Genomic DNA, 12,902 nt, shown 5'->3' with positions numbered 1-12,902 from the left:
ACCATTATTTTTATTGTAAAAGTCAAGAATAGGATGTATTCTTTATTGATAATGATAATCAATTTTAATTAGATGTTAAGAGGTGTATATAGATGGAGAAAGAGGAATTATTTGATGTGACTGTCATTGGAGGAGGTCCAGCAGGTCTTTATTCAACTTTTTATAGTGGACTTAGAGAAATGAAGACGAAACTTATCGAATATCAGCCCCAATTAGGTGGGAAAATACATGTATATCCTGAGAAAATGATTTGGGACGTTGGTGGCCTGACGCCACTACCAGGAGCAAAATTAATTGAACAACTTGTTGAACAAGGATTAACATTTAACCCAAAAGTCGTGTTGAATGAAAAAGTAGAGTCTATTGCACGTAATGAAGATGGCATTTTTGTCTTACAAGCCGCCTCCGGTCAATTGCATTTCTCGAAAACAGTGATTGTTGCTGTTGGGGGTGGAATATTGAATCCTCAAAAGTTAGAAATAGAAGGTGCGGAGAGATTTGAAGTATCTAATTTAAATTACACAGTAAAATCATTAAAACAATTCAAAGATAAAACAGTGATTATCTCAGGTGGAGGTAATTCTGCCATAGATTGGGCTAATGAATTAGAACCCATTGCCAAAAAAGTGTATGTAGCATATCGAAAGGATGAATTAACAGGACATGAAGCACAAATTACACAATTAATAAAAAGTTCTGTGGTTTGCTTCTATAATACATCGATTACAAAACTAATGGCTAGTGAGAATCATGAGGTCATTGAACGTGTCGAACTGACGAATTCTGAAACAGGGAAGGTTTCATATTTGCCAATTGACGAAGTAATTATTAATCATGGTTATGAACGTGATGCGGCACTACTTGAAAATAGTGCATTAAATATTGCACTCGCAGAAAATTATTATATTGCAGGCACTGCCACTAGTGAATCTTCAATAGATGGGCTATACGCCGCTGGAGATATTCTACAATACGAGGGGAAGGTCCATTTAATTGCCGGTGCTTTCCAAGATGCAGCGAATGCCGTTAATAAGGCTAAACAATTCATTCAACCTGAAGCTAGTAAAATTGCGATGGTCTCCTCCCATAATGAAGTCTTTAAAAAGCGGAATAGGGATTTAGTTCAACAAATGATTAGGTAGGTGGTCATATTAAGATATCCAGTTAAAAGGGCTGATTCTCATCGTGTTGCTGTAAATAATCATTAATCAGTCCTTTTTAAAGGAGTGGCATATCGTTTCCTCCGTATAAGTCAAAAACCAGATTATCAATGATTCGATTTAACATCGTCTTTTCAAATGGGGGTGTTATCAGTAAGGCTCTATTCTAGCTCCTTATTACGGAACCATTTGGATATGAAGCTGTTTATCATTGTAAAGAGCGGAGAGCGCATTTTTGCCTCATATTGCGTTCATAAACAAGCTATAAATGGTAACTAAATTTCCTATTGTTTCGTTGAAAAATAATTTTTATAACGCTTACAAAAATGTTATTGACGAAAGGAATGGAGGGTGCTATTCTACTTATACAGTAGTTAATTAGTTTATTAAACTAATTACCTACATATCTCGAGATGCAATAAAAAAATTTTTTATATGTTGGTGTAAGGGCTTACAAATAAAGGCAGAACAGTTTTCAAGGGGTAAGGTAAATCTATTTATGATCCATTTACTATGTAGTAGTTATTGTTAAATAACGAACTGGAGATTATGAATGGAATCAAGATGATGGGGAAATGACGCTTATAAATGGAGGGGTAAAAAATGGGTCAAGCTGCCAGGAAACTAACTCAAGAAACAGGAACAACAAATGGGGTAAATAGAAAGTTTGGTATGAGAGATAAACTTGGTTATTTGTTTGGTGATTTCGGGAATGATTTCTTCTTTATTCTTGTTGCTTCATTCTTAATGGTTTACTACACAGACGTTTTTCATATTAATGCAGCCACTGTGGGAACGCTCTTTTTAGTTGCCCGATTATGGGATGCTGTGGCGGATATTACATGGGGTCGTTTCATTGATACAAGAAAAGCAGGGAAGAATGGTAAATTTAAGCCATGGATTTTCAGAATGTCTTTCCCACTCGTTATTTCAGGTATATTAATGTTTGTTCACATTCCAGGTATGTCTAATGGGTTTTATCTGGCATATGCTTTTGTCTCGTATATTATCTGGGGGACTTTATATAGTACAGTAAATATCCCTTACGGCTCAATGGCGTCTGTAATTACAAGTAATCCTGTTGAACGTACATCTTTATCCACTTTCAGAGCTTTGGGTGGTGCGATGGCAGGTCTAATTATTAATGTAGTTGGCCCATTGATCTTATTTGTAGATAATAAGGCAGATTCAGACCGTTTTCTAATGGGAGCCATTATCTTTGGTATTCTTTCTATCTCTTGTTATATGGCATGTTATAAATTATCGACTGAACGTATTGTCGCACCTGAAACTGACAAGCCAAAAGGTAATTTAGGTCAAACAGTAAAAGGTCTTATGAAAAATAAACCGTTAATTTGGCTTCTTGCCTCAGCTCTAATATTTTTAGTGTGTTTCATGCTTACGGGCGCAGTTAACGTGTATTTATTTAAAGATTATTTTGGTACGGCTGCAGCATTAAGTATCGTAGGATTTATTGGAACAGCTACTACATTTATTGCTATGCCAATGGTGAAACCATTAGTTGCTAGGTTTGGTAAAAAAGAAGTAGCAGCAGCAGGTGTGTTATTGGCAGCCGTTGTATATGCTATTTTATACTTCTTACCTAACTTATCTGCTACTCAATTTATTTCTCTATTAACTGTTGCAATGTTTGGATATGGATTCTTTAATTTAGTAGTTTGGGCATTCGTAACAGACGTGATCGATTACCATGAATACTTAACAGGTTTACGTGAAGATGGAACGGTATATTCTATCTATTCATTTGCTCGTAAAGTGGGCCAAGCAATTGCTGGTGGTGTTGGTGGTTTTGCGATTGCAGCTGTTGGGTACGATGCAACTCGTGAAGCGCAAACGCAAGGCGCATTAGATGGTATTCATGCACTAGCTACTTTAGTGCCGGCGGTCATCCTTCTAATTGTGTTCTTAATTTTAACATTCTTATATCCATTGAATAAGAAACGTACTATCCAACTTGCTATTGATTTGGCTGAAAAAAGAAAAGCCTAAAATTGGATCATACAAAAGTAGGAGTCCCAAAGGGGTCTGCCCTCGCACTCTATAAACTGTATATAGAGTGCGAGGGGACAGACCCTTTCGTTATGTGACACCCTCTAAGTTTTGCTGTGATTTTATTTATGTATTAGCATCTGATAGTAGATTTGCCATAGAAAATCTTATCAAAGACAGTTGCAAACCAGAGATTAAAATAAAAACACGATGAAGCGATTAAAGCCTTCATCGTGTTTTGCATTTCTAATAGGATAAGGTTATTCTAGTCCTTCAATTACTAGATCTTTCGCAGGCAAGAAATCTTCACCCGTCGCCAAATAGGTAACGTTTACCTTATCTCCTTCTTTTAAGTAGATGGACTTTGGATTTTTTTCAGAAGAAATCATATAGCTTTGGTGGTTGTCTAATAGAAAAGAAACAACAGTGAAATCTCCAGCCTTTTCTTTATAGACTCTGATCACCGTTCCGTTTATTTTCCTATCATCTGCTTTGGAGCTTCCATCGACCGTTCCTCCTCCTCTTTGCAAGGCTGTTTTATACTGTTTTAACGCTTCATTTGGGGTAATCCCATATACAGATATTTCTGGATTAGCTGCAGATACGATAAAGTAATTTTGCAGAAAGCCGTTAGAATCAAGTACAGGTGTTAACCAGCTAGCTTCACCGTAAAAGTTATAGAGAACAGACATTTCTCCATGCCATTTCTTTTCAATGAATTTTTTTTCAATAATTTGCAAAGCCCCTTGTGAATCCATATAAGATTCTTCTAGGTTACCCGTATAGTAAGTGGCAATGCCCGTTCTTGAGTTTGTCAGTGAGTAACCAAGCATGGAATCGACGCCTTCTTTCGGACTTGTAAAATCAGTGAAATAATACATCTCTCCATCTTCGTTAAAAATCGGCGTTACATTGGCCACTGTTCCTTCATCTGATGGAAGTTTCACGTCTGATTTACCAAAAATGCTATTCCAAAATCCATGGACATAGTTTCCGAAATAACTGTTTTGTAAGCTGACTACTTCAGGAGAGACAGCACCATCTATAAACTCTGGGACGTCTGCTAAATTATATGCTTTCGTTTTGCCGTTTTTCGGATCTACAACAACTAGACCTTTTACAGTAAATCCATTTCGTGCGGAAATAAATTCACCAAACGAACGGATATAATAAGGTTTCCCCTCATCATCAATCTCTAGATATGCATCCCCATAAAAGATATGTTTCGGGTATTGCATCCGAATATGACGCTCAACATTTTTATTGAAATAGGAGGAAGGAGTATAAATCATTTCTTCCTTCATAAATTTTGGATTAGCAGTAGAATCAGTAGCACTTAAAATAAAGTAGCCAGGAATCTCTTCTCCATTCCACCATTTGAAAAATCCTGAAAATTCAACTGGAGCAATGTATACATATTCCCCATTTACCTTTTGGATCTGCAAGTTTCCAAGCTCGTAATAGCTTGTATTTGGGACTTGGCCAAATGCCTTTCTCATTTTGTTGCGTGCAAATTGTGGTGGTACACTCGCAGGGGTCACCTTCTCATCAAAAGGCTTGATTTCTACCTTTTCTTCCATTTTTGCTAGTTCATATTTTTCATCCGCATTAAATATACCAGCTGTTAGGAAATAGGCCCCAAGGATGAGACTTCCAATCAATAGAACAGCTTTAATTAACCTTTCCTTCCCAGATGCAAGTACAGCCCCACCGGCGGTAATAATGATTACGAACAGCCATAAAGAAGATAGGTTTCTATCCAGATTACTTAGATAATAGAATGCAAACATAATAAGGATTAAAAGGACAATTGCAACGATCATGGCACTGATTTTTAGCGATTTTTCCTCTTTTTTATTTGATTTTTTACTTTTATAGACGGGTACAAGAATTATTGCAGAAACTATTCCAATAATAAGTGAAAATAGCAAGATGTTTCCCATAAAGCATCCCCTTTCAAAATTTATTGTCCCATTGTTTCATTAGTAATACGGATAACTTAGTGGAAAAGATTCATAAAATTTTTACCAAAAGTTTTGCTAAATAGTGTGCCACTTCTTTCTTTAAATACAACTTTACTTATTGGATTAATTATAATTGTATATAATTATTGATATCAAATATCACAATAGTCTGCTAAATCAATAGAAAGTTTGTAGTTTTCCTTAAATGAAGGACTTGCAAAGTGAACTTCATTTAACCTATTGATTTATTGCCCACGGTTTGAATATCGTGCGCCATATCTCGGATCGAATTGGTGTGATTTATTTGGGGAAACTTGTTGAAATTGCGACAAGTGAAGAGTTGTTCTTGCATCCAGCTCACCATTATACAAAGGGACTTATTAGCTCCGTTCCTATAGCTGACCCATCCCGTCCTAGAGAGTTGATTTCCATCCAAGGAGAAATACCCTCACCGGCTAACCCCCCGTCAGGTTGCAGATTACACACTCGTTGTAGAGAAGAACAGCCTAAATTTCACGAGGTTTAAAAAGGACACTAGGTCGCTTGTCATTTCCCAGCCTGATATGGATCGGGAGAAAAGGGTAGAGGTTTTAGTGAGCAATATAGCCATAGCCCTTCAAGTTCAAAGATCCTTGTTAATCTTAACCTTTCTGAGAATTGTGGTAGGCATTTTTCATGAATACAGCAGAAGATACGAACAAGCATAATGTGACTAGAAGGAATGAGATGTATCTTGTCAGTCATCTATGTTTCTTCTAGGAACGGCAAGTGGATTATCCAGGATTCATCCTGCTTAAACAGCCAAAAAGGGGCGTCTCAAGCAAAGTATCAGATCCTTTACTTGAGACGCCCTTGTTTTGTTACTTTATCATGCTATAAAAGTTTGGTGGGAAAAGCCAGTTTCATTATTTGGTAGATTCTTGTCGCAGTTTTTTCACTTCTTCAAGCTCAGAAATTGTGACTAATTGATAGTCTTGTGCTTTAAGCTGTTTAATGATGTCCACAGCAGCCTCTGCACTTGTGGAGTAAATGTCATGCATAAGGACAATCTTACCATCACTAACTTTGCTCATCACTGAATGGACAATATGGTCTTTGTCTCGTGATTTCCAATCTTCGGGATCAATATTCCACAGAGCAACGCTCAAATCCCCCAAGTATTGACGAACGTCATTATTAATTGCTCCATATGGTGGACGGATATGAATAGGCTCATGACCGCTTACTTTCTTTATGATCGCTTGAGTGTCAAAAATTTGGTGCTGTATTTGTTCTTCCTTCAGGCGGGTTAGCTGCGGGTGATTCCAAGAGTGATTGCCAACCTCATTGCCTTCCTCAAACATTCTTTGAATGATCTCTGGATAATATTGAACTCGATTTCCTAGTACAAAGAATGTGGCGTGACTGTCATATTCTTTCAATGCATCCAGGATTAAAGTTGTCGGTCCTTTACTTGGACCATCATCAAAGGTAAGGGCGATGACTTTTTTATTAGGGTCAATTCCACTCGGCTTTGGAAGCTCTGACACGATATGACTGGGTGGAGTTTCTTTAATCTTATTTTTGTTCGCTTTTGTGTTTTTGTATGAATCTTTAAGAATTGAATCGAATACTGCTTTTTTAACAGCAATCGATTTTGTATCGGAATACCCAGTTGCTCCTAGAAACGGTTGGAAATACAAGACGATGGCATCTTCAAGCAAAGAAAATTGGCTGAAGTTATCTTTGTTCGGTTCAGTTTTTGCTTTTAAAATCTCTGATTCCGCAAGTTCTTTATTCTTCTTCAATTCGGTATAAGCAATCATCGATAAACTGTTCAGATAATCACTATTTTTATAGAAAATATCTTGTAATGAAATCTGTTTTTGTGACGGAAGATCAAAGGTAAATGTTTGGATGGAAGGTACTCCCCATTTACCATCAGTAAATTGATACTTATTAAATAGAACGGTTACTGTTTGTTCACTATAATGAGTGATATCGTATGTAATCGTTAGTTCAGTGGAGGTTTTCTTTGGGATATTCTTCTGCGCAATCGTTTGCTGATAGCTGGCTATTTCTTCATTTACATAAGCTTTTAACGCTTGATCAATTTTTTTTATTTGTAATGTTGGATAACTAACAGAATATCCCCCATGGGTTTGGTCTTTAATCATTGTTTGTATTTCTACTGTCGGATATTTTTCATCTGTAAAAATTTCTACTTCCTTTTTGACAGTGGCCTGTGCTCGTTCTGAAATGACATATCTTATGGAGATTACTAGTACGAATATGCATACTAATAATGTAAAAACGCGCTTTAATTTGATTCTTTTAAATTTCTTCACTTTTTTTTTCATATTACGAGTCCCCTTATACTATCAGTCTATCAGATAGACGTTTGGAGGAAAAGATTTGTTTCAGGAAACGTCAAATTTCTTACCTTTTCTTTGTTTGTAAATTTCACCAATATTTTTTATGGACCGTACAAACTTTTTCAAATAGTTACACGTCTATCCAATGTAACACCAAATGGTACGTACCAACTTCAAGAAAAAGGAGCTCTTTCGTGTAATGAAACAGGATGTCTGCCAATTACTTGTAACAACAATTACTGAAAAAAAGAAAACTATTACGGGCTGGCTTTCAGCTATGTGAAAAATAAAGAAGACGCCCTTGATATTATTCAGGAGTCCATAAAAAAGGCATTAATCACCGTCGACAAGATTAATGATTCTCAATCGATTAACAGCTGGTTTTATAAGATTATTGTTCACGCTGCATTAGATTTTTTGTGCAAACAAAAGAAAGTGACACTTACTGATGTAGAAACGTTAGAGTTTTTCAGTCAGGGTCAAGTGGATGATTATCAAAATGTTGACTTGCAGAAGGCACTGGACGAACTGCCGGTTAAATATAAATCTATCATCATCCTCCGTTATTTTGAGGATCTTAAGAGTGAAAATATCAAAGCGCAGATGGTTGAGCAGATGAAAGCAGATCCGAACAAAATTTACTGGATGAATGACGATGTACCAGAAAGATTTGAAAAAATAGATAAAGATCAAAATTTTTATATTAATGATCAGAACAAGTTAGTTATCGCATTTGATCAATTTGAGGTTGCACCGGGCTATATATGGGTTTAGTAGAGTTTACTATTCCGACAGACATCATTTCAGACATTCTGGTTGGGAAAGGCTATATTAGGTAACGTTTCAATGGGAGGATAGGCTTTGCCTTTCCTCCTATTTTTGCGTTTTAAATTCCCTTGATGTTTTAAATCTCCATATTACATAGAAATGTTTAGAAGCTGTTTATAGGACTTTGGTATAAATGGTGATTTTTGTTAAGTGAATTACCTTTTGGGTATGTAACTATTTTAAAGTATAGTAAAATAAGCGTACGGTATCATTAAATTGATAGTATGCAAGAGTTTATGAAGATTCACTTTATCCCGCATTGACGGGCAGTAATCCCCTTAAAGATTAGTGGAATCGAAGAAGCGTAGGTGAGATAACTGTCCGTAAAAGCCCGATTGGTTCAGCTAACAATCAGTGGGATGAAGAACCCCCACTGATTGAAGATTCACTTTATCTGCTTAGAAATTCATAATAAAGGTTGGAAAAAAACATTCATATGAAAAAAACAAAAATAAAATTAATTTTTGGATTGGCTATATTCTTAGTCGTATTCTTCACGGGTGTAAATATCCTCGCATCCTATTTTACTATTAAAAAGACAACAGAAGAATCGATTGCTGTCCACAATATAGAGACAGCAAAGAGCATCGCAGCTTCCATGGATATAGATTTGTACAAGAAGTTTCTTGAAAACCCGGTAAAGGGTAAAGAATATAGGGCTATCCATAAATACTTTAATGATGCAAGAGATAAAACCGGAGCTTTACATCTCTATTCACTAGCTATTGATAACCCTAGAATCTCGAAAGTGATGATAGCAGGAATGCCAATGGCGAAAAATGTAGAAATAGGCATGGTGTGTACGGTTCCAGAAAAACAGGTTAAGCAAGCTTATTATGGGAAAACCTTTTATACGGGCATTATTAATGATCCGGTATATGGACAATATCTTACCGTTGGGGCGCCTATTATTGATAACAAAGAAGAGATAATTGGTTTTCTAGCCATTGATATAAGTACAGAAGCGCTTAATCATATCGGTGACAATGTAATAAAGAATAATTTATATATGCTGATTTTTAATGGCCTGTTCGTAGTAGTTTTGCTCTTTTCTTTTTTTATCATTGAAAAATGGTACCAAAGAGAATTGAAAAAAGAAGTGGGTGAAACAGAAGTAACGTATCAATCGGAGTTTCGTTCCTTAATCTCTTCTGTGCAGTCTTTACGACATGATTTTTCTAACCATATTCAAGTAATCCACGGTTTATTGAAGCTGGGCAATCATGAACAAGCTTTAGAGTATTTAACGTATCTCTTTAAAGAAGTACATGCGATTGAGAATATTAACTTGAATGTAAACAACCCAGGTTTATCTGTATTAATGGAAACAAAAAAGCTTACCGCAGAAAATCATATGGTAGAGATCGAGTTTGATATATCCGATGATTCATTCTCAAAAATTAAGTCGACTGATTTGATAAAAATCCTGTCTAATTTAGTTGATAATGCGATTGAAGCTACAATTGAACTTCCAGAGCCCGATCGGAGAATTAAGGTAGCTTGTAACGTAAGTAACAGTCAATATATATTTGAAGTAACGAACACCGGACTTGTTATGAATGAAAAGGTGATAGAGAATGTCTTTGAAAGAGGCTTTTCAACTAAGAAAGAAAAGGCGGGCAAGATAAGAGGGCAGGGATTGTTTATCGTAAAAGAAATTGTGAAAAGATACGATGGACATATCAAGTTTCATGTGACCGATCGTGAAATAGTGGTTACATGTAATATACCTAAGCCATAATTCTACAAAAAACCAACCAGATGAGAAGATCTCTGGTTGGTTTTTTGTAGAATTATCGTTTTCGAGGCGTGTAGTTGAGCTCGGAAAATAATTCTTCCTTTTCAGCTTTAGTCAGATCACGCCACTGTCCTACCGCAAGTCCGCCAAGCTTAATATTCATGATACGAATTCGCTGCAAACTCACTACTTGATAATCAAGAGTAGAGCACATACGACGAATTTGCCGATTTAAGCCTTGAGTCAGTATTATTTTGAAACTGTTTTTAGAAAGTTGAATGATTTTACAAGGAAGAGTCTTAGTATCTAAGATATCTACGCCTGAAGCCATATTGCTTAAGAATGAGTCGGTGATGGGCTTGTCTACTTGTACAATATATTCTTTCTCGTGTTTGTTTTCAGATCGTAGAATTTCATTTACGATATCGCCATCATTAGTGAGCAAGATTAACCCTTCTGAATCTTTATCGAGTCTTCCTATATGAAAAATACGCAATGGGTGGTTCACGAAGTCAACAATATTTCCTTTAATATGTTTTTCCGTAGTGCTTGTAATGCCTACTGGTTTATTGAGAACAAGGTATACACTTTGTTGTTCGATTATAACCGGTTTCCCATCTACTCGCACATCATCTCCGGGTTCAGCCTGGCTGCCCAATTCAGCCGTAACTCCATTAATCGTCACTTTGCCTTCAGCAATCCACTTATCGGCACCCCGTCTTGATGTAATCCCGGATTCACTAATATACTTATTAATTCGCAAAAGTACGCACACCTTTACATTTAGATTTGTGATTCTAAGATAACGTAAATACATGTCAGTACACAAGGGCATACGTAAGAATCTTCAATTTCTTTCACTCCACTTTCAGCCGGTTGGCAATGATCATGACTGATATAGGTAAAGTTAGAGAAATAGAAAAGAGAGAATTTAAGCACGAGCATTCCTACCCGCGAAAAGTGGGAGCGCTCGGTACTACATATCAAGGTTACAATCCGGAATGAAAAGAAAAACGGAGATCTTTCACTCAACATATATAATCTGCATAAAAAAATCTGGTGTTTAAATCCGGCCGTCTAGTACGGGGCATTCTCAGTAAAAATAGCAAATTCTATTAGATGGTGTAATAGAAGTGGTAGCATACTAGTTTATTCTTCAAATTAATGGATCATGCTTTTAAAATTCATGCAGATCTGTCCCCTTTTTATGAAAAAATAAGGGAGGAATTGTAATTTGTTAATATTTAAAAAATTTCGTGTAACTGCAATTGAACTGTGATACGATACTATTTGTTTCAAGTAGTATATAAAATTAAGAAGGTGAAATTTTGGTTTCAAATTCTACGAAAATGCAGAAGGATTTTAATATATTCTCCCTCACATGGCCTATTTTTTTAGAGATTTTTCTATTTATGCTTATGGGGATTGTCGATACATTTATGTTGAGTGCAATTTCTGACAATGCTGTTTCTGGTGTAGGTGCTGCCAATCAATACCTTCATATCGCCATTCTTATCTTAGAAGTAATCGGTAATGGTGCGGCCATCGTTATTGCTCAGTATATCGGTTCAAGAAAAATACTGGAAGCCGCTAAAATATCAGCTATCGCAGTTGTCCTTAATTTAATAGTCGGTGTCATGATCAGCGTTGTCTTTGTTTTTTATAGCGAGAGAATGATGCAAGGCTTAAACTTATCAGGGGATATCCTCTTTTATGCTCAAAGTTATTTGAAGATTGTTGGAGGAGCCATTTTCCTGCAAGCGATTATTAATTCATTGGCTGCCATCATTCGCGTTCATGGTTTCACGAAGGAAGCGATGTTTGTTTCACTTGGAATGAATGTAATTCATATACTAGGGAATTATGCACTCATCTTTGGGAAATTTGGTTTACCCGAATTAGGTGTTCAAGGTGCGGCTATTTCTTCGGTCATTAGTCGCTTTCTTGCGCTGCTTGTATTCTTTTGGCTTCTGTATCGAGTGATGGAAGTTCGTGTGAAGCTGGAGTATTATTTCTCTTTATCACGGGAGTATATTAGTAAAATACTAAAAATTGGTTTACCATCTGCCTTGGAGCAGGTCATGTATCAAACATGTCAAATCGTGTTCTTATATTATGCAACTTATCTCGGTGCTAGCTCACTGGCGGCAAGACAATATGCTACGAACATCTCTATGTTCATTTACTTGTTTGCTATGGCAATTGGGATGGGAACAGCAATTATAGTCGGTCGTTATGTCGGTGGAAATCGGAAAGATGACGCGTACTTTCGAGTATGGAAAAGCGTGAAGTGGGCAGTAGCCGTTACATTGGGTATGGTAATGTTTGTTATTCTACTTCGAAAACCATTGATGGGACTGTTCTCTGATGACCCCGAGATTATTCGAATGGGTGCAAGTGTCCTGCTTTTGAGTATCCTGCTTGAAACCGGTCGTACGATAAACATTGTTTTGATTAATTCATTGCGTGCATCAGGAGACGCCAGATATCCAGTTTTGATTGGGGCGTTTTCAATGGTTGGAATGAGTCTTCCACTAGGATATTTCTTTGTCTTCCACCTTAATCTTGGCTTACCTGGGATTTGGCTTGCGATTGCAGCTGATGAGTGGACACGGGCATTTATCATGATTTTCCGGTGGAAGAGCCGAAAATGGGAGAAGCATGCACTTGTTAAACATGATGATCTAAAAGTGGAACCAGTTGTTTCTCAATAAATAATGAAGCAAAGAGACCTTATCTCAGAAAAAGGTCTCTTTTTATTTGATAAACGTCCACTATGTTATTAATCAAAAAATCACCATATGCAAATGTTGCCATTTTGATTATAATTAAAATATAGAATATTCAA

General features: G+C 36.5%; 8 protein-coding genes and 2 pseudogenes. 7 read left to right on the top strand and 3 right to left on the bottom strand.

Going from position 1 to position 12,902, the window contains the following annotated elements:
• Positions 1–92: 92 nt before the first annotated feature.
• The gene (locus AC625_RS23355) at positions 93–1,142 is read left to right on the top strand and encodes an NAD(P)/FAD-dependent oxidoreductase (protein ID WP_049683446.1); all 1,050 of its coding nucleotides are present in this window, start codon (positions 93–95) and stop codon (positions 1,140–1,142) included.
• 621 nt (positions 1,143–1,763) lie between these two features.
• Entirely contained in the window at positions 1,764–3,170 is a 1,407-nt protein-coding gene (locus AC625_RS23350; protein ID WP_049683445.1) for an MFS transporter, read from the top strand.
• Between the two features lie 260 nt (positions 3,171–3,430).
• Here the strand turns inward: AC625_RS23350 and AC625_RS23345 are convergent, their stop codons facing one another.
• The gene (locus tag AC625_RS23345) at positions 3,431–5,113 is read right to left on the bottom strand and encodes a membrane protein (protein ID WP_049683444.1); all 1,683 of its coding nucleotides are present in this window, start codon (positions 5,111–5,113) and stop codon (positions 3,431–3,433) included.
• Positions 5,114–5,402: 289 nt separating this feature from the next.
• Here AC625_RS23345 and AC625_RS26195 point away from each other — a divergent pair, with 289 nt between their 5' ends.
• Positions 5,403–5,660 (top strand): oligopeptide/dipeptide ABC transporter ATP-binding protein, encoded by a 258-nt coding sequence (locus tag AC625_RS26195; protein WP_342671007.1) that lies wholly within the window; start codon positions 5,403–5,405, stop codon positions 5,658–5,660.
• 379 nt (positions 5,661–6,039) lie between these two features.
• Here the strand turns inward: AC625_RS26195 and AC625_RS23340 are convergent, their stop codons facing one another.
• The gene (locus tag AC625_RS23340) at positions 6,040–7,473 is read right to left on the bottom strand and encodes a polysaccharide deacetylase family protein (RefSeq protein WP_049683443.1); all 1,434 of its coding nucleotides are present in this window, start codon (positions 7,471–7,473) and stop codon (positions 6,040–6,042) included.
• 294 nt (positions 7,474–7,767) lie between these two features.
• On the opposite strand from AC625_RS23340, the pseudogene AC625_RS28025 reads away from it, so the two are divergent.
• The 3 genes and pseudogenes from AC625_RS28025 to AC625_RS23330 all read left to right on the top strand — a co-directional run.
• A pseudogene (locus AC625_RS28025) lies at positions 7,768–8,022 on the top strand (sigma factor); the annotation flags it as partial.
• A gap of 48 nt (positions 8,023–8,070) precedes the next feature.
• Positions 8,071–8,327 (top strand): annotated as a pseudogene (locus AC625_RS28020) (RsiV family protein); the annotation flags it as partial.
• Between the two features lie 425 nt (positions 8,328–8,752).
• The gene (locus AC625_RS23330) at positions 8,753–10,057 is read left to right on the top strand and encodes a sensor histidine kinase (RefSeq protein ID WP_049683442.1); all 1,305 of its coding nucleotides are present in this window, start codon (positions 8,753–8,755) and stop codon (positions 10,055–10,057) included.
• Between the two features lie 52 nt (positions 10,058–10,109).
• Here the strand turns inward: AC625_RS23330 and AC625_RS23325 are convergent, their stop codons facing one another.
• The gene (locus AC625_RS23325) at positions 10,110–10,817 is read right to left on the bottom strand and encodes a pseudouridine synthase (RefSeq protein ID WP_049683441.1); all 708 of its coding nucleotides are present in this window, start codon (positions 10,815–10,817) and stop codon (positions 10,110–10,112) included.
• A gap of 586 nt (positions 10,818–11,403) precedes the next feature.
• Between AC625_RS23325 and AC625_RS23320 the strand changes: the two genes are divergently transcribed.
• On the top strand, positions 11,404–12,768 hold the full coding sequence (locus AC625_RS23320) for an MATE family efflux transporter (protein WP_082191302.1): 1,365 nt from the start codon (positions 11,404–11,406) through the stop codon (positions 12,766–12,768).
• The last annotated feature ends 134 nt before the right edge of the window (positions 12,769–12,902 follow it).

Source organism: Peribacillus loiseleuriae (assembly GCF_001183985.1).
Classification (GTDB): domain Bacteria; phylum Bacillota; class Bacilli; order Bacillales; family DSM-1321; genus Peribacillus; species Peribacillus loiseleuriae.
This window is presented reverse-complemented; position numbering and strand designations above follow the sequence as displayed.

What these genes read in the sequence shown, in the direction of transcription:
- AC625_RS23355 (WP_049683446.1), top strand. Translation starts at nt 93, where the DNA reads ATGGAGAAAGAGGAATTATTTGATGTGACTGTCATTGGAGGAGGTCCA.
- AC625_RS23350 (WP_049683445.1), top strand. Translation starts at nt 1,764, where the DNA reads ATGGGTCAAGCTGCCAGGAAACTAACTCAAGAAACAGGAACAACAAAT.
- AC625_RS23345 (WP_049683444.1), bottom strand. Translation starts at nt 5,113, where the DNA reads ATGGGAAACATCTTGCTATTTTCACTTATTATTGGAATAGTTTCTGCA.
- AC625_RS23340 (WP_049683443.1), bottom strand. Translation starts at nt 7,473, where the DNA reads ATGAAAAAAAAAGTGAAGAAATTTAAAAGAATCAAATTAAAGCGCGTT.
- AC625_RS23330 (WP_049683442.1), top strand. Translation starts at nt 8,753, where the DNA reads ATGAAAAAAACAAAAATAAAATTAATTTTTGGATTGGCTATATTCTTA.
- AC625_RS23320 (WP_082191302.1), top strand. Translation starts at nt 11,404, where the DNA reads ATGCAGAAGGATTTTAATATATTCTCCCTCACATGGCCTATTTTTTTA.